The sequence below is a fragment of the Streptomyces sp. NPDC020747 genome, assembly GCF_044334695.1.
In the GTDB taxonomy this organism is placed as follows: Bacteria; Actinomycetota; Actinomycetes; order Streptomycetales; family Streptomycetaceae; genus Streptomyces.
Genome location: NZ_JBIRTJ010000001.1, coordinates 965462 through 989599 on the forward strand (window position 1 = coordinate 965462; position 24138 = coordinate 989599).

At 71.2% G+C, this 24138-nt stretch carries 16 protein-coding genes; 9 read left to right on the forward strand and 7 right to left on the reverse strand.

What is annotated here, in order from left to right:
* Positions 1-93 precede the first annotated feature (93 nt).
* A complete protein-coding gene (locus ACH4YP_RS03900) occupies positions 94-1068 on the reverse strand; it encodes an Lrp/AsnC family transcriptional regulator (RefSeq protein WP_398489213.1) in 975 nt (324 codons plus the stop codon).
* 166 nt (positions 1069-1234) lie between these two features.
* Here ACH4YP_RS03900 and ACH4YP_RS03905 point away from each other — a divergent pair, with 166 nt between their 5' ends.
* From ACH4YP_RS03905 to ACH4YP_RS03925, 5 genes are all read left to right on the forward strand, one after another.
* Positions 1235-2728 (forward strand): MFS transporter, encoded by a 1494-nt coding sequence (locus ACH4YP_RS03905; RefSeq protein WP_361060691.1) that lies wholly within the window; start codon positions 1235-1237, stop codon positions 2726-2728.
* A 277-nt stretch (positions 2729-3005) separates the two neighbouring features.
* Positions 3006-4832 (forward strand): AMP-dependent synthetase/ligase, encoded by a 1827-nt coding sequence (locus ACH4YP_RS03910; RefSeq protein ID WP_398489215.1) that lies wholly within the window; start codon positions 3006-3008, stop codon positions 4830-4832.
* A gap of 188 nt (positions 4833-5020) precedes the next feature.
* Positions 5021-6277: an ABC transporter substrate-binding protein gene (locus ACH4YP_RS03915; RefSeq protein WP_361060687.1), complete on the forward strand. Its 1257-nt coding sequence runs from the start codon at positions 5021-5023 to the stop codon at positions 6275-6277.
* 62 nt (positions 6278-6339) lie between these two features.
* Positions 6340-9210, forward strand: a complete 2871-nt coding sequence (locus tag ACH4YP_RS03920) for an ATP-binding cassette domain-containing protein (RefSeq protein ID WP_398489217.1) — start codon at positions 6340-6342, stop codon at positions 9208-9210.
* Positions 9207-10004 carry an ABC transporter ATP-binding protein gene (locus ACH4YP_RS03925; protein ID WP_398489219.1) on the forward strand — a complete coding sequence of 266 codons (798 nt, stop codon included), beginning with the start codon at positions 9207-9209 and terminating at the stop codon, positions 10002-10004. The genes ACH4YP_RS03920 and ACH4YP_RS03925 overlap by 4 nt, the downstream gene beginning before the upstream one ends.
* Before the next feature lie 18 nt (positions 10005-10022).
* On the opposite strand, the gene ACH4YP_RS03930 is transcribed toward ACH4YP_RS03925, so the two are convergent.
* Positions 10023-10811: a Tat pathway signal sequence domain protein gene (locus tag ACH4YP_RS03930; protein WP_361060681.1), complete on the reverse strand. Its 789-nt coding sequence runs from the start codon at positions 10809-10811 to the stop codon at positions 10023-10025.
* Between the two features lie 289 nt (positions 10812-11100).
* Between ACH4YP_RS03930 and ACH4YP_RS03935 the strand changes: the two genes are divergently transcribed.
* Positions 11101-11889: an aldo/keto reductase gene (locus ACH4YP_RS03935; protein WP_361060756.1), complete on the forward strand. Its 789-nt coding sequence runs from the start codon at positions 11101-11103 to the stop codon at positions 11887-11889.
* 422 nt (positions 11890-12311) lie between these two features.
* On the forward strand, positions 12312-12998 hold the full coding sequence (locus ACH4YP_RS03940) for a glycoside hydrolase family 75 protein (protein ID WP_361060679.1): 687 nt from the start codon (positions 12312-12314) through the stop codon (positions 12996-12998).
* A gap of 156 nt (positions 12999-13154) precedes the next feature.
* On the opposite strand, the gene ACH4YP_RS03945 is transcribed toward ACH4YP_RS03940, so the two are convergent.
* Together ACH4YP_RS03945 and ACH4YP_RS03950 are read right to left on the reverse strand one after the other, a co-directional pair.
* Positions 13155-13856 carry an SDR family oxidoreductase gene (locus tag ACH4YP_RS03945; RefSeq protein WP_398489220.1) on the reverse strand — a complete coding sequence of 234 codons (702 nt, stop codon included), beginning with the start codon at positions 13854-13856 and terminating at the stop codon, positions 13155-13157.
* A gap of 128 nt (positions 13857-13984) precedes the next feature.
* The gene (locus ACH4YP_RS03950) at positions 13985-17509 is read right to left on the reverse strand and encodes a hypothetical protein (protein ID WP_398489221.1); all 3525 of its coding nucleotides are present in this window, start codon (positions 17507-17509) and stop codon (positions 13985-13987) included.
* Positions 17510-17620: 111 nt separating this feature from the next.
* Here ACH4YP_RS03950 and ACH4YP_RS03955 point away from each other — a divergent pair, with 111 nt between their 5' ends.
* Entirely contained in the window at positions 17621-19180 is a 1560-nt protein-coding gene (locus tag ACH4YP_RS03955) for a hypothetical protein (RefSeq protein ID WP_398489222.1), read from the forward strand.
* A 120-nt stretch (positions 19181-19300) separates the two neighbouring features.
* On the opposite strand, the gene ACH4YP_RS03960 is transcribed toward ACH4YP_RS03955, so the two are convergent.
* A complete protein-coding gene (locus ACH4YP_RS03960) occupies positions 19301-20596 on the reverse strand; it encodes a zinc ribbon domain-containing protein (RefSeq protein ID WP_398489223.1) in 1296 nt (431 codons plus the stop codon).
* 221 nt (positions 20597-20817) lie between these two features.
* On the opposite strand from ACH4YP_RS03960, the gene ACH4YP_RS03965 reads away from it, so the two are divergent.
* Positions 20818-22029 (forward strand): IS110 family transposase, encoded by a 1212-nt coding sequence (locus ACH4YP_RS03965; RefSeq protein ID WP_398489224.1) that lies wholly within the window; start codon positions 20818-20820, stop codon positions 22027-22029.
* Here the strand turns inward: ACH4YP_RS03965 and ACH4YP_RS03970 are convergent.
* Both ACH4YP_RS03970 and ACH4YP_RS03975 read right to left on the reverse strand, forming a co-directional pair.
* Positions 21983-22963, reverse strand: a complete 981-nt coding sequence (locus ACH4YP_RS03970; protein ID WP_398489225.1) for a hypothetical protein — start codon at positions 22961-22963, stop codon at positions 21983-21985. The genes ACH4YP_RS03965 and ACH4YP_RS03970 overlap by 47 nt on opposite strands.
* 147 nt (positions 22964-23110) lie before the next feature.
* On the reverse strand, positions 23111-24046 hold the full coding sequence (locus ACH4YP_RS03975) for a class I SAM-dependent methyltransferase (protein WP_398489227.1): 936 nt from the start codon (positions 24044-24046) through the stop codon (positions 23111-23113).
* Positions 24047-24138 lie beyond the last annotated feature (92 nt).

Genomic DNA, 24138 nt, shown 5'->3' on the forward strand with positions numbered 1-24138 from the left:
GGGGATCGGGGCTGCCACAGCATGCGGCTCCGCCCCGTGGGCGTGCCCGGCCTCCGCCCACCCGCGGCGGACACACGACCTCCCCTCGGAGCGTTACCGCAACGGCACTTGATACGTCAGCTGCTTCACCCGCCGCAGGAACGGCGAGGTCTCGACATGCTGCACGCCGTCGAGCCGCCCGAGCTTCCCGCTCACGTACGCGTACAACTCGGCGGTGTCACGGGCCACGACGGTCGCCACCAGGTTGGACGGCCCGGAGGTCGCCCCCGCGTGGGCCACCTCCGGGTGCGCGGCCATCGCGCTTCCCACCGCCTCCAACGCGTCCGGCGCCGTCGTGATCCACAGGATCGCCCCGACGGCGAACCCGATGAGCGCCGAGTCGTACTCGATGTCGATGAACAGCGCCCCGGAACCGAGCAGTTGACCGAGCCGCCGCTTGACGGCGGACTCCGACCGGCCGGTGGCCCGCTGCAACTCCGGATACGTGGCACGGCCGTCCCGTTCGAGGGCGGCGACCAGCGGCTCGTCCTCGGCGGTGATCCGGGCGGGCCCGGTGTCCGGGACCGGCGCCCGGCGCAACGCGGCGACCTGCTCCTCGGTGAGCGGCCCGTGCTTGACGAGCCAGCCCACCGGCCCGCCGAAGAAGGTGTGCAGCATCTGGAAGGCCCGGATCTCCAGGATGTGCGGCGTCCGCGGCAGCTTGCCGAGCAGCAGGTCGTCCTGGTCGCCCGCCGTGCGCGGCCGGGTCATGCAGACGATCTCCGTACCGCCCGAGGTGAGACCGATCCAGGCCGTGTCGGGCCGCCGGGCCAGCGCGTTGGCGATGGTCTCCGCGGCGTCCGGCGCGCAGCGCAGCCGGAGCATCCAGTCGTCCCGGCCGAGTCTGCGGTTGTTGCGGACGGCGACGACCCGCAGGCCGCCCTCGGTGAGGAGTCTGCGGTAGCGGCGGGCCACGGTCTGGTCCGAGACCCCGAGGACCGTGGCGATCCGGCTGAAGGGGGCACGTCCGTCCAGTTCCAGGGCGTGGAGGAGTTCCACGTCGAGAGCGTCGGCTACGGTGGAATCCATCGGGATACCGCTCCTTCATGTCGGTTCCTGGCGTCATTCCGTCGCCGATCACCTGATTCGTCCGGCGGCACCTCATCGTACGAGGCACGGACGGTGAGCACGGACGGCCGGGCACGCCTCATGCGTGCCGCGGGGCCGCGTGCCGAGGGACGAGGAGTTGTTGAGGATGCGTACATGGGGACCGCTCACGGCGGTCTGTCTGGGCACGTTCATGCTGCTGCTGGACGTGACGATCGTGATCGTGGCGCTGCCCGACATCGCGCGGGCGCTGGGCGCCTCGCTGAGCGATCTGCAGTGGGTCGTCGACGGGTACGCGCTCGCGCTGGCCGCGCTGTTGCTCGCGGCGGGCGCGGCGGCCGACGTGCTGGGCCGGCGCCGGGTGCATGTGGCGGGTGTCGTGCTGTTCGCGGCGGCCTCGCTGTGGTGCGGGCTCGCGTCCGGGCCCGGGATGCTGGTGGCGGCGCGCGGGGTGCAGGGGGTGGGCGCGGCCGCGATGTTCGCGACGACGCTGCCGCTGCTTGGCTCGGTGTACCAGGGACGGCAGCGGTCGGCCGCGCTCGGTGTATGGGGCGCGGTGAGCGGGTCCGCGGCCGCGATCGGGCCACTGGTCGGCGGCCTGCTCGCCGAGGGACCCGGCTGGCGGTGGATCTTCTTCGTCAACCTGCCGGTGAGCGTGGCCTCGGTGTGGCTGACCCTGCGGGTGGTGCCCGAGTCGCGCGGCCCGCGGGAGATGCGGGTGGACTGGGCGGGTACGGCGACGTTCGCGTGCTTCGCGGGGGCGACGACGTACGCGACGGTGCGGGCCGGGTCGGACGGCTGGACGTCGACGCCCACCCTCGTGTCGTACGGGCTCGCGGCGCTCTCGCTGCTCGGCTTCGTGCTCGTCGAGCGGCTGGCGGCCCATCCGCTGCTCGATCTCGCGCTGCTGCGCCGGCCGGCGTTCGTGGGCGTGATGCTGGGCGCGCTGGCCTTCAACGCGGCGGCGTTCGGTGTCATCCCGTATCTCTCGATCTGGCTGCAGACGCTGCAGGGGATGAGCCCGGTGCGGGGCGGGCTCGTGCTGCTGCCCATGACGGGAGCTTCGGTCGTGGCGTCCGTGCTGGTCGGGCGGCTGCTGCACGGGGTCCCGGCGCGGCTCACCGTGGGCGGCGGGCTGTTGCTGATCGGGGCGGGCATGTTCTGCCAGGCCGTGCTCGACACGGGCACCACCTGGACGGTGCTCGTGCCGGGTCTGGTCCTGGTGGGCCTCGGTACGGGTCTGGTGGCGCCGACGCTCGCGGGCGCCGCGCTGGCCACCGTGCGGCCCGAACGCGCGGGCATGGCGGGCGGCGCGGTCAACACCTCCCGGCAGCTCGGGTACGCGCTCGGAGTCGCCGTCTTCGGCACGGTCCTCACGTCCCGGATGCGGGACACCCTCCCGCACGAGGCCGCCCACACCCTCGCGGGCGGCGGCGCGGAGGCCCTCCGGGCGAGCTTCTCCTCGCACACCCTGCACGCGGCCTTCGCCTCCGGCCTGAACACGGCCGCCGTGGTGGCGGGCGTGACGGGAACGCTCGCAGGTGCCCTGGTCCTGGCCCTGGTGCGCGCGCCTCGCCCGCACCAGGGACCATCACTGGACAGCCCGGCCCCGGCGGACAGGGTCCCGGCACCGCGCCCCTGACCCGGCCCGACGCCCCTGGGGCGGCCCCGAAGGGGCGCCTTCAGGGGTGCGGGGGCCACGGCAGCGCACCGGTAAGCGGGTCGTACAGATTCCGTGGAGATTACGGGTCCGAAACTTACGGAAGAGTAAGGATTCTGTCCCGGCCAGCACCCTTGTGGCCGTATTTCAACGGTTGACCAGTGCGTACACCCGCCCTCACACCGATTCGGCGCCCCTCCCGCCGAGGAGCGTGGTGGGGTAGCTTTCACGGCGCTGCGAGCACCACAAGGAGCGGGGATTGCGCGAGTTCACCAACTCTCCCCTGGCGTCGGCACCGCCGGTGGGCGGTCTGGCCGATGCCGTGTTCGAACATGCCCAGGAGGATCCGCTCCACATCGCACTCGGCCGCAAGGACGACGAGGGCCAGTGGCGCGATGTGACCTCCGCCGAGTTCCGGGACGAGGTCCTGGCACTGGCCAAGGGTCTGCTGGCGCACGGCATCCGGTTCGGCGACCGGGTCGCGATCATGTCCCGCACGCGCTACGAGTGGACTCTCTTCGACTTCGCGCTGTGGTCGATCGGCGCGCAGGTCGTGCCCATCTACCCCACCTCGTCCGCCGAGCAGGTCTTCTGGATGCTGCACGACGCGCAGGTGTCGGCCGCGATGGTGGAGCACGAGGACCACGCGATGACCATCGCCACGGTCATCGACCGGCTGCCGACACTGCACAAGCTGTGGCAGTTGGACACGGGCGCGGTGCAGGAGCTGTACGAGGCCGGCGGGCACATCGACGACGAGGTGGTGCACCGGCACCGGCGTGCGGTCACGCCGGAGTCGACGGCGACGATCATCTACACGTCCGGAACGACCGGCCGCCCCAAGGGCTGTGTCCTCTCGCACGCGAACTTCATGTTCGAGTCGGACACGGTCACCGAGCGCTGGGAGCCGCTGTTCCACTCCAAGCGCGGCGACCAGGCGGCCACCCTGCTGTTCCTGCCGCTCGCGCACGTCTTCGGGCGGATGGTGCAGGTCGCGGCGATCCGCGGGCGGGTCAAGTTCGGCCATCAGCCGCAGCTCAACGCGGCGGCCCTGCTGCCTGATCTGGCCGCTTTCCAGCCGACGTTCTTCCTCGCGGTGCCGTACATCTTCGAGAAGGTCTTCAACGCGGCGCGCAGGAAGGCGGAGCGGGAGGGCAGGGCGGGCCCGTTCGAGAAGGCCGTCGAGGTCGCCGTGCGCTACGCGGACGCGGCGGAGGCGAAGGCGTGGGGCATCGGCCCCGGGCCCTCGGCGGCACTCCGCATGCAGCACCAGCTCTTCGACAAGCTCGTCTACTCCAAGATCCGTGCCGCGATGGGCGGTCGCATCAAGCACGCGATGTCCGGCGGCTCGGCGATGGACCGGCGGCTCGGGCTGTTCTTCGCGGGCGCCGGAGTGCAGATCTACGAGGGTTACGGGCTCACCGAGTCCACCGCCGCCGCCACCGCCAACCCGCCCGAGCGCACCCGGTACGGCACCGTCGGCCAGCCCATCCCGGGCACGACCGTGCACATCGCGGACGACGGCGAGATCTGGCTGAGCGGCGCCAACATCTTCCAGGGCTACCTCAACGACCAGAAGGCCACCGACGCGGCCCTGCACGACGGGTGGCTCGCCACCGGTGACCTGGGAGCGCTCGACGAGGACGGCTATCTCACCATCACCGGGCGCAAGAAGGAGATCCTGGTGACCTCGGGCGGCAAGAGCGTCTCGCCGGGGATCCTGGAGGAGCGGGTGCGCGATCATCCGCTGGTCGCGCAGTGCATCGTCGTCGGCAACGACCGGCCGTACATCGCGGCGCTCGTCACGCTCGACGGGGAGGCCGTCGAACACTGGCTGCAGATGCGGGACAAGCCCCAGCTGACCGCGTCGGAGCTGGTCCGGGACCCCGACCTGGAGACCGAGGTGCGCCGCGCCGTGGTCGCCGCGAACACCCTCGTCTCCCAGGCCGAGTCGATCCGCACGTTCCGGATACTGGCCCACCAGTTCACCGAGGAACACGGCCTGCTGACGCCCTCCCTGAAGCTGAAGCGCAAGGCGATCGAGAACGCGTACGGGGCAGAGGTCGAAGCCCTCTATCGCGCGTAGCGCGCCCCCTGAGGGGCGCGGGGCTGTGACATCGTGCGGCTCCGCCGCGGGGCGCGACCGGCCACAACCGGTCCGCAGTCGACTCACAACCCATCTCTGACGGTTCATCACATACCGATGCGTCAGATATTGACGCATCGTCAGATCGCACGGATCATTTCGGTCACCCGACGGAGGGGGATCCGACCGTGTCGCGACCGATCCGAACCATCGCCGCCGCTGCGGCCGCAACCGCCCTGCTCCTGGTGAGCGCCTGCAACTCGGCGTCCACCACAGGAAGTTCGGAGGCCGAGGATTCCGTACGCGGAGTCTCCGACACCTCCGTCAAGGTGGGCGGCATCGTCTCGATGACCACCGCCAGCGGGTACTCGAAGAAGGACACCGACCTCGGGGCCAGGGCCCGCTTCGACCGCGCGAACGCCGAAGGCGGTGTGAACGGACGGAAGATCGACTACCTGGGCGCCGAGGACGACGGCCAGGATCCGGCCAAGAACCTCACGGCGGCCCGCAAACTCGTCCAGCAGGACAAGGTGTTCGCGATCGCGCCGATGAGCTCGACGACCTTCTCCGGCGCGGACTTCCTGCAGAAGCAGAAGGTGCCCACCTTCGGCTGGGGCACGCTGCCGTCGTTCTGCGGGCCCACGTACATCTACGGTTTCGGCGGCTGCATGGTCCCGATGCCCGGCGGCACCATCTCGCAGACCTGGCCCGAGGGTCTGAAGAAGGTGCTGGGCGGCTCGGCGGGCAAGAGCGTGGCGATCCTCGCCAACGACAGTGACGCCGGGACGTTCGCCATCCGCACGTACAAGCAGAGCTTCACGTCGGCCGGATTCAAGGTGACCTTCGCCAAGCCGTCGGTGCCCGCCACCTCGGTGCCGAACGACTGGTCGGCGTACACGAAGGAGATCCTGCGGAGCAACGGCGGCAAGGCCCCGGACGCGGTCGTCTCGGTGATGCAGACCCCGTACAACATCGGCCTGTTCACGGCGATCAAGCGCGCGGGGTACACCGGTGTGCTCACCGATCCGACCGACTACGACCCCGGGCTGCTCGCCAAGAGTGCGACGAAGAAGGCGCTCGACGGGGTCCATGTCCTGCTGTCGTTCCAGCCGTTCGAGCAGGACAGCGCGGCGATGACGCAGTTCAGGAAGGACATCACGAAGGCGGCCGGCAAGGACGTACCCCTGAACATGCACATGATGACCGGCTATATGTCGGCCGATCTCTTCCTCGCCATCGCCGAGAAGGCCGGCAAGGACCTGACGGTGGCGTCCTTCCAGAAGGCGGCGGACGGGTTCACGGACACCGGCACGATGGTCGGCGACCGGGCGGAGCCCAAGGGGCAGCGGGAGTCGTTCGGCTGTGGGGCGCTCGTCCAGCTCAAGGACGGGAAGTACACCGTCTCGTCGCCCTTCGAGTGCTATCCGCCGATCCCCTTCAAGTAGGCAAGTGGGCGCGGCCGAAGGCGACTTGACGACCTGGAGTTTTGGGGATTTGGGGACTCGGCATGGCGGACCTTCTCGGATTCGTACTGAGCGGACTGGTGTCGGGTGCGCTGTACGCGCTGCTCGCCACCGGTCTCGTGCTCTCCTACTCGGCCTCGGGCCTCTTCAACTTCGCGCACGGCGCGACCGCCTACCTGTGCGCGCTCGCCTTCTACGAGCTGCACTCGGGCTTCGGCTGGCCCGCCGTGCCGACGGCCGTGCTGCTGGTCTGTGTGGCGGCACCCGCGCTGGGCTGGGGTCTCGACCGGCTGATGTTCCGCAAGCTGGCGCGGGTCGGTGAGACGGCCCAGATCGTCGCCACCATCGGGCTGTTGGTGGCGCTGCCCGCGCTCGGGCTGTGGATCGTCGAGCTGCTGGAGGACGCGGGCACGTCGGTGAAACCGGCCGAGAACCAGTTCGGGCTGCCCGGTGTCGGACCGAGTCCCGCCAAGTCCTGGCAGCTCGCGGACGGCGTGGGCATCGACTCGGACCAGCTGATCACCTGGGTGGCGACGGCGGTGGTGGCGGTCGGCCTGTGGGTCCTGATGCGGCACACCCCGCTGGGGCTGAAGCTCCGGGCGGCCGTCGACGACCGTTCGCTGGTGGAGCTGCGCGGGCTGAGCGCGGACCGGCTGTCTTCGATCGCGTGGATGCTGTCGTCGGGGCTCGCGGGTCTGGCGGGCGTCCTGGCCACCCCTCTGCTCGGCCTGTCGGCCCACGACTTCACGCTCTTCCTCTTCGTCTCGGCGACGGCGGCGGTGCTCGGCCGCTTCGTCTCCATCCCGCTTGCGTTCGCGGGCGGGCTCGGGCTCGGGGTGCTGCAGAACCTGGTCGCCGGGTACGCGGGTTTCGCCGAGCGGATCACCGGATTCCGTACCGCCGTACCGTTCCTGATCCTCTTCGCCGGCCTGCTTCTGCTGACCAGGCGCAGCCGTACGGCGGGGACGGCGGCCGTGGACGCGCCGCCGGTCGACTATCTGGCGGGCCGGTCCCGGCTGAGGCGGTGGGGACCGTGGGCGGTGGCCGCCGTGCTGCTCGCCGTGGCCTTCTACACGGTGACGACCCCCTTCTGGAGCGGCATCCTCGCCCAAGGGCTCGCCCTGTCCCTGGTGTTCGTCTCCTTCACGGTGGTGACGGGGCTCGGCGCGATGGTGTCGCTGGCGCAGGCGACCTTCGTGACCGGGGCGGCGCTGGTGGCGGGGCTGCTGATGAGTCATGGCTGGCCGTTCGTGGCCGCGGCCGCCGTGGGGACGTGCGCGGCGGCCGTACTCGGTGCCCTGGTGGCGCTTCCGGCACTGCGGCTGGGCGGCCGTTCACTCGCCCTCGCGACCCTCGCGCTGGCCTTCCTGGCGGACCAAGTCCTTTTCCAGATGGGCTGGTTGAGGAACGGTGACACCGGATGGTCGATCCCCCGGCCGGTCTTCGGTCCGGTGGACCTGAACGACGACCGGGCGTTCGGCGTCGCATTGCTCATACTGGTCACCGCCGCCGTCGCCGCGCTCAGCGCGCTGCGCGGTTCACCGTCCGGGCGGGCCATGCTCGCGGTGCGCTCGGCGCCCGCGGCGGCGATGGCCTCCGGGGTGTCGGTCGTCCGCACCAAGCTGGTCCTGTTCACTCTGTCGGCCGGGCTCGCGGGCTTCGGCGGCGTGATGTACGCGTCCTACAACACCCGTGTCACCGCTACCGACTTCACCGCGATGACGGGACTGATCTGGCTCGCGGTGGTCGTCGCGGCGGGCCTGCGCCGCCCCCAGTTCGCGGTCGTGGCCGGGCTCGTCTACGCCCTCGTACCGCACCTCGTCTCCGACTACGTCACCGAGTCCGTCCACCTCCCGGTGATCCTCTTCGGCCTCGCGGGCCTGGCACTGGCGAACGACCCGGACGGGTACTGCGCGGCGGTGTCGGTGCGGGTGCATCGGAGGCGGTTGGGGCGTGGAGGGCCGGCCGGGGCAGAGACATCGATGGGTACGAGGGCGGAGCCGAAGGGGGGCCCAGCCGGCGTCACCGAAACCGGCGCCCCGCCGGCGGCGCCCACCTCCCCCACCGAACCGGCGCCCGCCCTCCAACTCCGCGCCGTCCGCGCCGGATACGACGGCACGCCCGTCCTGCACGGGGTGGATCTCGCCGTGCACCCCGGCGAGATCGTCGCGCTCCTCGGCCCGAACGGGGCCGGAAAATCGACGACGTGCCGTGTCGCGGCGGGCCTGGTCGGTCCGCTCGGCGGCCGGGTGTACGTGGCCGGTCGCGACGCCACCCGCGAGGGAGCCGTACGCCGGTCGCGCGCCGGGGTGGTCCTGGCACCGGAGGGCCGGGGCATCTTCCCGGCGCTCACCATCGAGGAGAACCTCGCCCTGTACCTGAGGGAGAAGGACCAGCGCGAGGCCGTGTACGAGCGGTTCCCCGGCCTCGCCGGACGCCGTGGCGTGCCCGCCGGCTCCCTCTCCGGCGGCGAACAGCAGATGCTCGCCCTCGCCCCGCTTCTCCAGCGCCCCCCGAAGGTCCTGATCGCGGACGAACCGTCCCTCGGCCTCGCCCCGCGCATCGTCGAGGAGGTGTTCCGCCTCCTCACCGAACTCCGCGACACCGGAACGGCGTTGCTCCTCGTCGAGGAGAAGGCGACCGAGGCACTGGGCGTCGCGGACACGGTCGCGTACCTCGCGCAGGGGCGGGTGACGTGGTGCGGCCCCCGGGCGTCCGTGGAGACGGCCCGGCTGACGGAGGCGTACCTGGGCCTGGCGGCCGGGCCCGAAGCGGATACGGATCCCGAAGCCGGTCCCGCCGCGGGTTCCGAGGCCGGAGCCGACCCCAGCCCCGGTCCCGGTGCCGAGCCGGGCCCCACGTCCCCCGTGAATCCGACGGTCCCGTCCCAGACCCGGGGAGGGGTCCGTCCATGAGCAGCGCCCCCGAGCATCCCGTGCCCCCCGCCCTCCAGGCCACCGGCATCGGCGTCCGCTTCGGCGGTGTCCGGGCGCTCGACGACGTGAGCCTGGCCCTCCGTCCCGGGGAGATCTGCGGGCTCATCGGCCCCAACGGTGCCGGAAAGACGACCCTCTTCGACGTGCTCTCCGGCATCCGGCGCCCGGACGTGGGCCGCGTCCGTCTCGACGGAACGGACGTCACCCGCCGCTCCCCCGTATGGCGCGCGCGTCGCGGGATGCGCCGCACCTTCCAGCGGCAGCAGTTGTTCGGCCAGCTCACCGTGGCCGACAACCTGGTGGTGGCCCAGGAGTGGCGCGGCGGCGGAGGCGGGCTCGCGGCCGATCTGCTGGCGTCCCCGACGCGGCGTACGTACGAGCGGGACCGCCGGGCCCGGGCTGCCGGCGTCCTGCGCACCTGCGGGCTCGACGACCTCGGTGAGACCTACGCCGGTGCCCTGCCGGTGGGCAGGGCCCGCATGGTCGAACTGGCGCGGGCGGTCGCGGACCCGCCCAGGGTGCTGCTGCTGGACGAGCCCGCGTCCGGGATGACCGCCGACGAACGTCGTCACCTGTCGTCCGTCATCCGCCGGCTCTCCGAGGAGGAGGGCTGTGCCGTCCTCCTCGTCGAGCACAACGTCGCCTTCGTCATGGAACTGTCCGCCCGGATCGTCGTACTCGACCTGGGCCGCGTCCTCGCCGAGGGCACCCCCGCCGAGGTCCACGCCGACCGGCGGGTGCGGGACGCGTACCTGGGCACGACCGCGGACTGACGGCAGGAAGGGGCGGGCTCAGACCAGCTGGTACCCCCGCATGTTCGAGAGCAGCAGATAACAGTCCTGGAGCGAGCCCGAGGTGTCGCCGAGGGAGCGGTAGATGCCCCACTTGGGGCGTACGCGGTCGGCCAGAAACGTGTCCACGCCCGTCCGTGACGCGTCGACGACCGTCGTCGAGCCGTTCTTCACGATCCAGCGGACCGAACCGGCCGAGCCGTTGCCGACCTTGATCTGGAAGTCGACGTCGATCCATTTGTTGTGCAGGGGCTCCAGGTTCGTACGGCCGACGAGGATGTCCTGCTCGAACAGCTTCAGCTCGATGGTCTGCACACCGTCCACCCGCCGGAGCGACTGCACGACGATCGGGGAGCTGCCGGCGCCGGGCTGCTTCATCTGCATGATGTGGGTGAACGTGGTGGTCGCCTTCAGGGAGCTGGGGATGTACATCGAGTACGTCACCCGCCAGGTCTGGCCCTCCGTCCACTTGAGGTAGTTGCTCCCGGAGCCGTTGCGCAGGCCGGTGACCTCGTGCCGCTGGCGGTCCGTCGACGTGTCGCGGTCGACGGTGTGCATGTTGAAGCGCCAGTTGTCGCCCGTGGCGAAGATGTGCGGGGAGGCCGCGGGGTGCGAGTCCGCGCGGTCGTCCTCCAGGGTCTCGAAGGCGCCGAGCCCGTCGGTGCGCGCCGACGGTGACCACTTCAGCTGCCAGGACGCGGCGGTCGCCGCGAGGGCGGGTGAACCGACGGCCGCCGCGGCCACGCCGCCGAGTGCCGCGCCGAGCAGGTTCCTTCGTGTGGGGGTCATCGGTCTCTCATTCTCGTAGACGAGCTCCTGAGTTCACATACGTGCACCCCGTTCACCAACATGCAAAAGAGTCTCTGTAATGGCAGGACGCGGTCAATGGTTCGGACCAGTGAACCCGGGTAGGTTTCCGGCCAATCTCCAACTCGCTCGACGCACGCACGGGACCGAAAAACAGGACAGGAATGCATGGCGGCCCGTGATCGTTGACGATGGGAGTACCACCCGACGACTGAAGGATCGAGAGCTCGTGAGCAAGGTCCCCCCGATCATCCTGAACAACGGCGTCGAGATGCCCCAGCTGGGCTTCGGGGTCTGGCAGGTGCCGGACGACGAGGCGGAGCGGGCCGTCGCCACCGCGCTGGAGGCCGGGTACCGCAGCATCGACACCGCGGCGATCTACGGCAACGAAAAGGGCACCGGCAGGGGCCTCGCCGCCTCCGGCGTCGCCCGCAAGGATCTCTTCGTCACCACCAAGCTCTGGAACGCCGAGCAGGGATACGACTCGACGCTGCGCGCCTTCGACGCGTCCCTGGACAAGCTGGGCCTCGACTACGTCGACCTGTACCTCATCCACTGGCCGATGCCGGCCAAGGAGAAGTACATCGACACGTACAAGGCCTTCGAGAAGCTCCACGCGGACGGCCGCGTCAAGTCGATCGGTGTCTCCAACTTCCTTCCGGAGCACCTGGAGAAGCTGATCGCCGCGACGTCCGTCATTCCGGCCGTCAACCAGATCGAGCTGCACCCGCACCTCCAGCAGCACGCGTCCCGCGAGTACCACGCGGAGCAGGGCATCGCCACGGAGGCCTGGTCCCCGCTCGGTTCGGGCAAGGGCCTGCTGGAGGTCCCGGCCATCGTGGCCATCGCCCAGAAGCACAACCGCACGCCGGCCCAGATCGTCCTGCGCTGGCACATCCAGGTCGGGAACGTGGTGATCCCCAAGTCCGTGACCCCGTCCCGGATCAAGGAGAACATCGACGTCTTCGACTTCTCCCTCGACACCGAGGACATCGCCGCGATCAGCGCACTCAACGAGGACCGCCGGGTCGGCTCCGACCCGACGAAGGTCAACGACTGACCGTAGGACGGACATACGTACGGACGGACAGATGTACGGACGGATGTACGGACGTACGACCCGCGACACCGGAAGCCGTCGCCCGACACGCTCGGGCGGCGGCTTCGTCATGTGTTCGAGGCCTCCCGGTCTCCCCGGTATCCCGGTCTCCTGAACCACGGCTCACGGTCGGGCGAGGGGCTCTGCCGACACGGTGTCGTGGATGCGGCGGGCGGGTGAGACAAGGCGCGGCATCCTCGCCGATGCGAGGGGCATCGGTCAGGCTCGCCCGAGTACCCGTTCAGCGAACACACATATGCCCGGTCGATGCCCCCCGTCATGCCCGGTCGATGCCCCCTCGTCCTCATCGATGTCCCCCTACACGTCGGATGCACGTCGCCCCGCCGCGTGACGTCCCCAAGGCCCAGAAGGGTCCTCCCACAGTGCGCACTCGAACACTGACCCTCGCCGCCGCAGCCGCCGGCACCGCGCTCCTCGCCGCCGCGGCCCTCCCGGCGGGCGCCGCCCCCGTACAGGCTCGAGAGGGTACGGTCACCGCCTCCGACCTGCTCGCCGAGATGACGTCCTGCTCGCAGATCTCGAACGGCAAGTACAGCCTCGACGTGGGGGCACCGGCCACCGTCCCGGTGTGCGGCACGAACGGCGCGGTCTACTGGAAGGCCGACATGGACATCGACTGCGACGGCCAGGTCACCACCGAGTGCAACAAGCGCACCGATCCGTGGTTCCAGGACCAGACGGCGTTCCACCAGTCCGACGGCAGACCGCTGAACTCCGAGGATCTCCCCTACATCGTGGTGCCCGGCCCCAGCGGCATCTGGAACTACGCGAGCTCCGGCATCAGGGGCGGCAGCGTGGCGGCGGTGATCCACGGCGACGAGGTCAAGTACGCGGTCGTCGGTGACACCGGCCCCACGAAGATCATTGGCGAGGCCTCGTACGCCACCGCGCGCGCTCTCGGCATCAATCCCGACCCGGCGACCGGCGGCGCGGCCTCGGGAGTGACGTACATCGTCTTCACCGACTCCCGGGTCTCCCCCATCGAGGACCAGGAAGCGGCGACGTCCCTCGGCGAGGCGCTGGCGGAGCGGTTCCTGGAGAACAACTGAGAAAAGAACGCCCGAGAAGCGACGAACCGGCGCACTGACGTACCGGCGAGCCGGCGTACCGGTAAGCCGACGAGCCGGCGAACCGGCTGAGGCCGGTCCGGCCGCGGATCCTGCCGCGGCCGGACCGGCCTCAGCTGTCCCCCGACTCAGACCGACTCAGACCGGCTGGCCGATCGGCCGTATCACGACGGTGTTCACATCCACCCCGCTCGGCTGCCGGATCGCCCAGACGACCGACTCCGCGAGCTGGTCCGAGGTGAGCAGATGCCCGGGCGGCAGGCTGCCGTAGCTGTCCCAGAACGGTGTCTCCACCCGGCCGGGCGAGATCAGGGTCACGCCCACGCCGTACTCGGTGACCTGCCGCCGGGTGTTCTCGGCGAGCCCGGTCACGGCCCACTTCGTCGCCCCGTAGATGTTGCCGGGCCCGTGGATGTGGCCCGCGACGCTGCCGACGAGCACGATCCTCCCCTTGGTCTCCTTCAACTGGTCGATCGACGCCCGGATGAGCAGCGCGGGGCCGAGCACATTGGTCAGCAACATGTCCCGCCACCCGGCCGGATCGCCCTCGGCGACGGTGTCGTGCGTGGCGTACCCGGCGTTGGCGACGACGGTGTCGAGCCGTCCGAACTCCTTCACCGTCGCCTCGACGGCCGCCTGGACGTGGTCGTAGTCGGCCGCGTCACCCCTGATCGTCAACAGCCCCTCGGGCTTGCCGAGTTGTTCGGCGAACCCGCGCAGCCGCTCCTCCCCGCGCCCGGTCACCGTCACCCGGTGCCCGGCGTCGAGCAGCTGCCGCGCCACCGCCGCGCCGATCCCACTGCCGCCGCCGGTGATCAGCGCCACTGGTGAGTCAGTCATACGTTCCCCCAAGCCGTGTCCGTGTCGTGTCCGTCACGAAGTGCCCGGAGTCCATCACTTGGAGAGCACTCGATGTCAACACGTCGCGACGCAGTCCCTCGTCAGCACAAATCGGCGGCGCGTCGCCCTCAGCACGTGCCCCGATAGGACACCGCGGGCAGATACGCACGCCACTGCTCCTCGCTCACGCCGCCGCCCGCCCGAGCGCAGACGGTCGTGGCGGCGCTCTCCGGTGCCAGCGCGTACCCCCGCTGGGGCAGATGCGGTGTGGCCACCCTCAACTCCCGGTTGTCCGGGGTGAATCCGACCGCGAGCAGCGGACCGTCCCCCACCTGTACCAACGCGGGCGACAGACGGGGCGCCGCGGTCTCCCAGACGCGTACGGAGCCGCCCTCGTCGCCCACCGCGAGCAGCGAGCCGTCGGCGGAGAAGGCGAGCACCGGGGGCGACATGGCGTCGTCGGTGTCGACCAGCACGGCGATCCGGCGCTGCCCACGTGCGTCCCACAAGGAGATCCGCCCGTTGCCGACGGCGACAGCCAGGTAGCGCCCGTCGGGGCTGAAGGCCGCCGCCTCCACCAGGTCCTCACCCCGAACGGCCTTGCTCCTACGACCCGTTGACACATCGATCAGTTGGCCCTGCACCTCAAGGACGGTGCGTCCGGTGGGAGCGATGGCGACCGCGCTCATCTGCGGCGTTCCCACCATCCAGCTCCTGGGCCGGTCGCCTCCGCGCCGGACCTCGACACCACTGTCCGTGGTGACGGCGGTGAAGAGCGTGCCGTCCCTGGCCACGGTACGGGTCATGCGCGCCGGCCCCGGGGACCGGACCGTCCTCCCGTCCTGGTCGAACACCACGTGCGTGAGCGCCCGCTGACGCCATCTCATATCGCCGACGAGCCCGTCGAGCGAGAACGTGCGAACGCTGTTCGTCCGGCCGCCCTCGCGGTAGCGCAGCACCGCGTCCGCAATGTCCAACCGGTACTCGCTCACCGTGCGGTTGGGGACGGGAAAGGTGATGAGCGGTCGGTCAGGACTGTCCGTGCGCCAGACCGCGAAGAGACCGCCGGACCAGGTCAGGGCGTAGTCGCCCGTGCTGTCGAAGCGCACGGCCGTCTGACCGACTCCGTTCAACGGCAGGGCCGCACGCTCACGCCCCGCACGGAAGTCCCAGGTGTGGACACCGTCCGTGTTCACGACGGCGACGGCCCGGCCGTCGGGTGTGAAGTCGAACTCGTCCCCACCGGATCCGCAGAGGCGTTGCCCCATGGCGGGCGGCCAATTGGGCGCCAAACGGCGGCCGGTGGCGAGGTCGTGGATCTCCAGCCTGGCCTCAGGTCGGATGCACCAGGCGACCAGCCGGTCGTCCGGGCTCACCACCGGCATCTGGCCGCCGTCCTCCGCGCGCCCGTACGTGAAGACGCGCTTCTGCCGCCGTACGTCCCACACCTGGATCCGTGCGCGATCCTCACCCATGTGCCGTTTGTCGACGAACAGACGACCGCTCGGCGAGAACGCCCCGTCGTCGTCACGTCGGTCACCGACCAGGAGGTGCCGCGTCGTCCGGCTCGTCAAGTCCCGTACGGTGACCCCTCCTTCGCTGTGGTACGCGATCCACCGTCCGTCCCCGGAGACATCCGTGACGCCCTCGGAGATCCCCGGCACCTTCACGGACCGGACCTCGCGCTCCGCGCGGACGTCCCACTGCGTGACACGGTCGTGCGACACCGTGGTCAGCGATCGGCCGTCCCCGCTCAGCCACGACGGCGCGTTCAGGGACAACCCGTCGGGCGGGGTGTACGCCGTCTGTTCACGCCGCCCCGCGGCCGCCCGCACGGCCGCCCGGGTCTCGGGCAGATCCGCGATCCGCCAGGCCGCCACGGACAGCCGCATCGCGGTACGCGGGTCGGACGTGCGCAACTCCCTCGCCACATCGGCGATCCGGCGGGCCTCGGCCTCGTCGCGCTGCCGGGCGTTCGTGCCGCTCTGCCGCCAGGCGGACAGGCCCGCCACGACGGCGACGCACAGCAGCGCCGCCAGCGCGGCTGTGAGGGTGCGCAGCCGTCGGGTGGTACGTGTGGCCGCGCGCGCCCCGCGCTCGTACGACTCGATGCTCGCGGTCAGGAAGTCGCGCTCCAGCGGGCTCAGGCACGAGGGGTCGGTGAAGCTCTCGCGGGCCGCGGTGAGCCGGGTGCCGCGGTACAACGCGCCAGGGTCGCGGGCGAGTTCGGCCCAGGCGTTGGCCGACTCGGTCAGCCGCCGGTGCAGCCGCAGCCGCTCCCGGTCCTCGTCGATCCAGCCCTTCAGCCGTGGCCAGCCGTCGATGAGCGCCTCGTGGGCGAGGTCGACGACCGTGCCGTCGACCGTCAACAGGCGGGCACGGACGAGACGTTCGAGCACCCGCTCCGTGGCGGCGTCGGCGGCGAGTTCGGCACGGTCGACCGGACGCCGGGTGTCGGAGGTGCCGTCGCCCGGCGACACCATGCGCAGCAACAGCGCCCGGGTGGCGGCGACTTCGGCGGGGGTGAACGTGCCGTGCACCTCCTCCGCCGTGTGCGCGACGGCCCCGCGTACGCCTCCGATCGCGTCGTACGCGGCCTCGGTGAGCGTCTTGCCCGAACGTCGCCGCCACACCTCGTGCAGGGCGTGCGCCATCAGTGGCAGACCGCCCGGTTCGCCGCCTACGTCGGCCACGATCCGGGCGGTCAGGGCCCGCTCGACGACGAGCCGGGCGATGGTGGCGGGCCGGACGATCGCCTCGCGCAGGCGGTCCGGCTGCATGGGGCCGACAAGGAGGTTCGCGTCGGACAGCGCCTCGGCGAGCGGGCCGTGCTCGGCGCAGCGGCCGTAGAAGTCGGCACGGACGGCCAGGATCACACGGAGCCGGCTGTCCGGGTCGCGTGCGGCGAGCAGCTGGTCGAGGAACGTGGCCCGCTCGGCCGGGTCGTGGCAGAGCGAGAACACCTCCTCGAACTGGTCGACGACGAGCAGCGTGTCCCCGGTCTTCTCCCTGCCCCCGGCTCCCTTCCTACCCCCACCCTCACCGCTCTCCCCACTCCCGTTCCCGTTCCTGCTCCCGTTCCCGTCGGTGGCTCGCGGAACGAAGAGGTCGCGGTGGGTGCGGGCCGGGCGGTCTCCGGGAGTGAGGATCCGGATGGCGTCGAGCCCCTCGCCGGATGCCCGCAGCGCGGGTATCAGTCCGGCGCGCAGCAGAGAGGATTTACCGCTGCCGGAGGCACCGATGACGGCCAGGATCCGTCGTCTGCCAGTCAGCTCGATGAGTTCCGCGACCAGCTCGTCACGCCCGTGGAACGCGTACCGATCGTCGGCCTCGAAGCGGGCGAGCCCCGGATACGGCGAGTCGCCGTCCTGCGGTGCCCGGTCGTCGGCCGCCTCGGCCAGCGCCTCGGCCCACCGGCGCTCCCACTCGTGCGGATCGCCGCCGCACGCGGTGACGTAGGCGAGGAGCACAGACAGCGAGGGCAGCCGCTCGCCGGCCGCCGCGGCGGAGAGCGTCGGTGCCGAATAGGGAACCTCCCGGGCCATGTCCCGGTAAGTGGGACCGCCCGCCTCGTCCCGGAGCTTGCGCAGTGCGTGCGCGAAGCGCTGCACAGGCCCGGCGGCCGGGTCGAGCGGTTTCTCTCGGCGTCCCACAGGCGTCTCCCCCGTCCCCCAGACGCAACCGTTTCCCACGGCACGGTAGCAAGCCCCGCAACCGTGCCGACCGGCGTCCGGCCACGCCCGGGGACGCCGGAATCCGATTGATTGGCGCCCGGAACGGGCCTGCGCATCAATCCTCCGGCGGCTGGACTCGATATCTCCGAGTCCCTCCGTCGTCACCCCGCGGACGACACCCACGTACGGGAGCCCGTCATCGCCACCGCGCAGTCCCTCCGTCCGGCCCCCACAGCCATCGCGCGCCTCCCGGGTGCCGTCACAGGTCGCCCCGGCCCGCTCCTCATGTTGCTGCCGGTCCTCCTCACCCTCGCCCTCGGTCTGTGGGGTGTCCGCCGGGGCGGCTCGCTGTGGCGGGACGAGGCGGTCACGTACGACATGGCGCACCGGAGTCTGCCCGACCTGTGGGCCACGCTCGGCAACGCGGACGCCGTGCACGGGACGTACTACCTCCTCATGCACGCCCTGTACGCCGTGTTCGGCGGCGCCGACCCGCTCCTTGTCATGCGACTGCCGTCGGTGCTCGCCACGGCGGCGGCCACGGCGGGCGTGATCCGGCTCGGGCACGGGCTGGCGGGCCCCCGCGCGGGCCTTCTGGCGGGCTTCGTCTTCGCCCTGCTGCCGCCTGTGCAGGAGTACGCGCAGGAGGGCCGTTCCTACGCGGTCGTGTGCGCGCTGGTCGTGTGGGCCACGTATGCGCTGGTCCGGGCGGTGGCCACACGGAACGCGATGGTCTGGGTCGGTTACGGCACGCTGATGCTCGCGGCCTGTCTGCTGCACGAGTTCGCGGTCCTCGCCCTGGCCGCGCACGTGTGCGCCGTCCCGAGCGCGGACCGGCGCGGCTGGGCGGTCACCGCCGCCTCCGTGGTCCTCGGGCTCGCCCCCGTCGCGATTCTCAGCACCGGCCAGTCGCAGCAGGTCGGGTGGATCGGCTTCGACACCGTCTCGTACGTCACGTTCGCGGCCGTGGCAGCCCTCGGCCTGGCCTGCGCACGCGTCCTCCCTCGGGGCACAGGCCGGACCGTGGACTTGAGGACACTCGCGCTCGCCCTCCTCGTCGCACCGGCGGCCCTGCTCATGCTGGTGTCCGTGTTCCAGCCCCTGTACGTGGACCGCTATGTCCTCTACGGCAACGCGGGGCTCGCCCTACTGGTCGGCGCCGCGCTCCACCGGTTCGGCAGGCTGGGCCGGGTACGGGTCGCGGCGGCGGCGACGGTCCTCGCCCTGATCCCCGGCACCCTGCACCTGCGCGACACCGCAAGCCGCGTCGACGACGTCACGGCCATCGCCCGCACGGTCCAGGAGATGGGCGAACCCGGCGACGGCATCCTCTACATGCCGCTGCGCCGCCGCGTGTGGTCCCTGCCGTATCCGCAGTCCGTCGCAGGCCTCCGCGACCTCGCACTCGCCCGCGGTCCCCACGCCTCCCACACCTTGTACGGCACAGAGGTGCCCCCCTCCGACATCCGCGCCCGCATGCTCGCCACCCCGAGGATCGTCACGGTCCGCGACCCCGCGGGCCAACCACTGGACGCCTTCGCAGGGGAGGCGATCAAGCGGAACGTACTCAAGGCCCACTTCGAGGAGTGCGCCACACGCAAGGCTCACGGAGCCCGGGTGACGGTGTACGCCCGCCCGGGCGAGTGCTGAGGGGCAGGTCCCCGTGAGGGGCCCGGGGCTGTGGCGATGTGCGGCTCCGCCGCGTGGGCGTGACCGGCGCCCACGAACCCACAACCGACGAACGGTCCCGGCGGCAAGCGCTAAGCGTCTCTAGAACTCTGTGTGTGCCTGTGGTTTCCAGGCTTTTCGGGCGCGGCGTAGCCGTGTGCGGTCACCGTGTTGTGGTCCGAACCTCGGGGTGAGGGGGTGGACTTCGGTGGTGCGCAGGTGGTGGAAGCCGGTCCGCTCGGCGGCGCGGGTGCGCCGTCGACAGGTTCTGTGTGAGAGCCGTACCCGGCCGGACCGAGGAACGTGGTCTTCGGTCCGGTGGGGTGCGGGTACTCCATGACCTGGCACCGGCCCGGAGGGGGCTGGTGTCGTGGTGTCATGCCCCGCCGGACGCTGAACCACCCCGGTGGGGGTGGTGGCGGGGACCGTACGCACATCGGGCATACGGCGGGAAATCTCTGAGCCCGGGGCCTGGGCCGGGGCCTGTTCTGCGGCAGTGCGCAGGGCACGCCGGTGCCGGGGGCCGCTCGGCCTGGTGGGGGTGGGGTGCCCCGTGCCCTTGGTGGTCTTCGGCCCGGCCGGGCGGGGTGGGGCGCTCTGGGCGTGGCGCCTGCGGCGCAGGCGGCGGGTGGTCTTCTTCGGACGGCGGACCAGGGCCACGGTGCCCTCCACCGTGGTGCGGATGGCCCGGATGCCGGTGGCGCGGTCGGTGACGGTGTGGGTCTGGGCGAGGAGGCCGCGGGAGACGATCCGGCGGGCGGCGGCAAGGTCGCGGTCCATCGACAGCCCGCACCCCGCACAGTGCGCCCACTTCCAGCCCCGCTCGGACAGCCGGTCGGGGGCCGGATGATGAGTGAGCGTGCCGAGGCAGCCGGGGCAGCGTTTGGAGGTGCCCCGGGCCGGGACGGTGACCACCGCGATCCCCGCCTTCGCGGCCAGGTGGCGGATCGCCTCGGCCACGGTGCCGCGGACCTGTCCGGACAGCCGGGCGTTGCCCCTGCGGTGGCCGCGGGCCTCCAGTGTGGCCAGGTCCTCCAGGCAGATGACGCTCGCGCCGAGCGCGGCCGCTTGGTCGACGGCCCAGCGGGCGGCCGCCCGGGCCAGCGCGGTATTCAGGTGCCGGATCCGGGCACACACCCGCCCATGCTCCACCGCCAGCACCCCGGCCCGTGCGACGTGTTCGCCCCAGGCCAGGTGCGGGGAGCCGAGCCCGTCCGCGAGGGCCTGGCAGTGATCGCGCTTGACGGCGAGGTGCTCGCGCAGGGTGCGCAGCCGGTGCAGGACAGCGCTCACCGCGGTGGCGTCGAAGACCAGCGGACGCCCGTCGGTGAGTACGCGCTCACCCTGCCCTTTCCCGGTCAGGCGGCCCAGTGCGCCGGTGAGAAGGGTGTTGCCCATTACCTTCTTCGTAGAGCCCGGTTCGGGTTCGTGGCCTTCGGGGCCGGTATGACTCTTTGCCCCTGTCCTTGATGATCCGGGGGGTGCTGTCACCGGTCCCGGCGGCACTGGATGGTCGCTGATGGAAGCGTGTCCGCCGACAGGCAGGGCTGCGTAATGTGGCTGCCGATCTCCGGTGCCCGGGTGGGCCACCGGTGGCGACTCCGGGGAGGGAAAGCCCGGTGACCAGCAACGACTTCACGTTGATCGATGTGTTCTGCGCCTTGGACGTGGGCAAGTCCGCCCACCACGGCACGGCCCTGCTGCGTGATGGCCGCACGGCTTTCGACAAGCCGCTGCCCAACGGCGAGCCCCAGCTGCGGGAGCTGTTCAACCGCCTCAAGCGCAAGGGGAAGGTCCTCGTCGTGGTCGACCAGCCGGCCTCCATCGGCACCCTGGCGGTGACCGTCGCCCGCGCGTGCGGGTGCGAGGTTGCCTATCTGCCGGGCCTGTCGATGCGCCGGCTGGCCGATCTGCACCCCGGCAGCGGCAAGACTGACGCCCGCGATGCCTACGTTATCGCCGATGCCGCCCGCACCCTGCCCCACCTGCTTCACTCCCTCGACGTCGGGGAGAGCGTGCGGGCCGAACTGACCATGGTCCTGGGCCACGACGACGACCTCGCCCAGGACGCCACCCGCACTTCCAACCGGCTGCGCGGACTGCTGACTTCCATCCACCCCGCCCTCGAACGCGTCCTGGGGCCGCGCCTGCGGCACCCGGCCGTTCTGGCCCTGCTGCAGACCTTCGGCTCCCCGGCCCAGCTGGCCCAGGCCGGCACCGAGCAGATCGCGCAGGTCATGCTCCAGGCCGCACCGCGGATGCGCAGCGCCCGCACCCTGGCCGACCAGATCACCACCGCCCTGGCCGAGCAGACGGTGCAGGTCCCCGGCACCGCCTCGGCAGGCGAGATCGTCTCCGGCCTGGCCGAGGCCCTCGCGGTCCTCCTCAGGCGCCGGGACATTCTGGAGACTCGCATCGCCGCACTGCTGGGGGCACACCCTCTCGCGAAGGTCCTGACCTCCATGCCCGGGGTCGCGGTCAGGACCGGTGCCCGCATCCTGGCCGAGGTGGGCGACGCCGGCGCGTTCCCCACCGCCGCCCACCTGGCCTCCTACGCGGGACTGACCCCCACCACGCGCCGTTCGGAAACCTCCATCCGGGGCGAAGGACCACCCCGCGGCGGCAACAAGATGCTCAAACGGGCCCTGTTCCTCGCCTCGTTCGCCTCGCTGAGCAGCCCAGAATCGCGGGCCTACTACGACAGGAAACGGGCGGAGAAGAAGCGCCACAACGCAGCCCTCATCTGCCTCACCCGCCGCCGCGTCGACGTCCTGCACGCCATGCTCAAACACCGCACCCTCTACCAGCCCGGGCACGAACAAACAGCCTGACCAAGCCCACAGACCTTGACTGAACAGATAGAAGCACCCCCCAGTCGAAGCCGAGGGCCACCGTATGGCCCGTCGCTTTGGTGGTCGGGGCGGGCCGGGAGTGTGACAGGTCGACGGCGATCCGCCCGGCCGGGGTGGGGCGCAGGGTCGGGGTGTGCAGCACCGCGTCCGGTGTGATGGTGGCGGGCAGCCGGATGTCGATCACGTGCCAGGCCCACTCCCGGCCCGTGGCAGGAACCGCGCACAGGGGGAGCTTGACCCTCAGCCGGGCGGTGGCCGCATCCACCCTGGCCAGGGTGACCTGCTGGCGGTCCATCGCGGCCAGGAGCACCAGCCCGGCCACCTGCGGCGGGCCCTCCAGCACACACAACCCGGCAGGCAGGCACCCGTGCTCGGACAGGTACGCGCGGACCTGCCGGGTGCGGTTACGGATCTCCGCACCGTTCACCCCGGCAGGCAGCAGCTTCCGCAACGCGGTCCACTCCGCCTCGGTACGCCGGTGCGGATCGGCGGGCCAGGTGGCCAGGACCGCCGCCACGATGCCGCGCCGGTGCAGGGCCAGCCGCAGCGTGCGCGCCGCGTACTCCTCCACACCCCGGCGCACCCGGTCCGACACATACACCCCCGTCAGGGGCGTGACAGCCTGCGGCCAGCCGAGGCGGCGCAGTGCCATCCAGCCCTTGGACGGCAACACCTCGCCCCGCTCATCCACCCCGGCGGCCAACAAGTCCAGAGAGGCCTCATCCCACCGGGAAGCCACCAGAGCACCGGTCAACTCCCGGCTCAACCGGGCGAGAAAACCCACCCGTTCCAGCAGGACACGCTGGACGACCCGCTCACCGGTGGTTTCCAGGACGCCGCGGAAAGCGGTACACGTGGCCGTCGCCATCACCCTGCCCACCCCCGCCACCCGCTCCCCGTACGAGTCCGCCATCCGACGAGACCAAGGGCGAGAGAGGGGCGGGGAGGGGGAACACCCGCGTCTCTCAAGAACATCGGAAACCACAACCGGACGGGATGAAAACAGTGGAAGATCCTGAGGATCCGTACCGATGGCACGAAACAGCATCAACCAGTCGGCTTAAGCGAAACCCCCAACAGTTGGAGACCCCTTCACCCCGACATACACAGTCATCGCGGCCAGCACGAACACATCCGACCGCTGGAACACGCTCGCCTTGTCGTCCGCGTCGAGAAGCCGGTCGAGCAGAGCGAGGTCATCGGCCTCCAGGCTCTCCGCGAGCCCGGTCCGGCGATGGCCGAGGCTGGTCGCGACGAAGGCGCGGCCCTCCTCCGACAGGGGCGCGGGCAGATCGAGCAGGAACGTACGGGTCGCCGCATGCCGCAGCCCGACGGCCGTCAGCAGGCCGGCCCAGTCCTCGGTCTCCTCGGCCGCGCCCGGCAGCTCGCGCCGCATCCGCGTGAACCACTCCTGCTCGACCGCGTCCAGCCGGGGCTGCAGACCGGGCCGGCCGATGCCGATGTCGCGCGGAAGGTAGCGCGAGGGAAGGCCGCCCTCCAGCAGGGCGACGATCCCGCCGGGCGCGAGCCGGTCGGCGAACCCGGCGAGGGCGGCCCGCTGGTCGCCGACGTGGTGCAGCGACCGGCTGGCCCAGAGAAGATCGGCCGGGTACTCCAAGTCTCCGAGCCCGTTGCCGAGTTCGGCCTCCAGCGTGCCGAAGCGGTCGGCGATCCCAAGGCGGGCGGCGCGGGCGAGGGCCGCCTCCAGGAGGGGCCCGGCGCCGTCCACGGCGACGACCCGTGCCTTGGGAAACGTGTCGGCGAGCAGACAGGAGATGACACCGGGGCCGCTGCCCGCGTCCACGATCATCTCGGGTTCCGGCTGCCACTCCCGCAGCCAGCCCGCCGCCTCCGCGTAGAGCGGCGTGAACAACTCGGCCTCCTGCTCCAGCATCGGCAGCATCTCGGCGAAGTCGATGTGGGTGTGGCCGTGTTCGTCGCGGTGTTCGTCGCCGTGTTCGTCGTGGTGACCGTGGTGACCGTGGTCGTGTGCCATGGTTCCAAGCCTCTCGTCCGGGATACGGACAGCGTGCTACCACCTCCCCAAAACAGCCACTCACCTTGCCGAAACAGCAAAGAGTTCCCCAC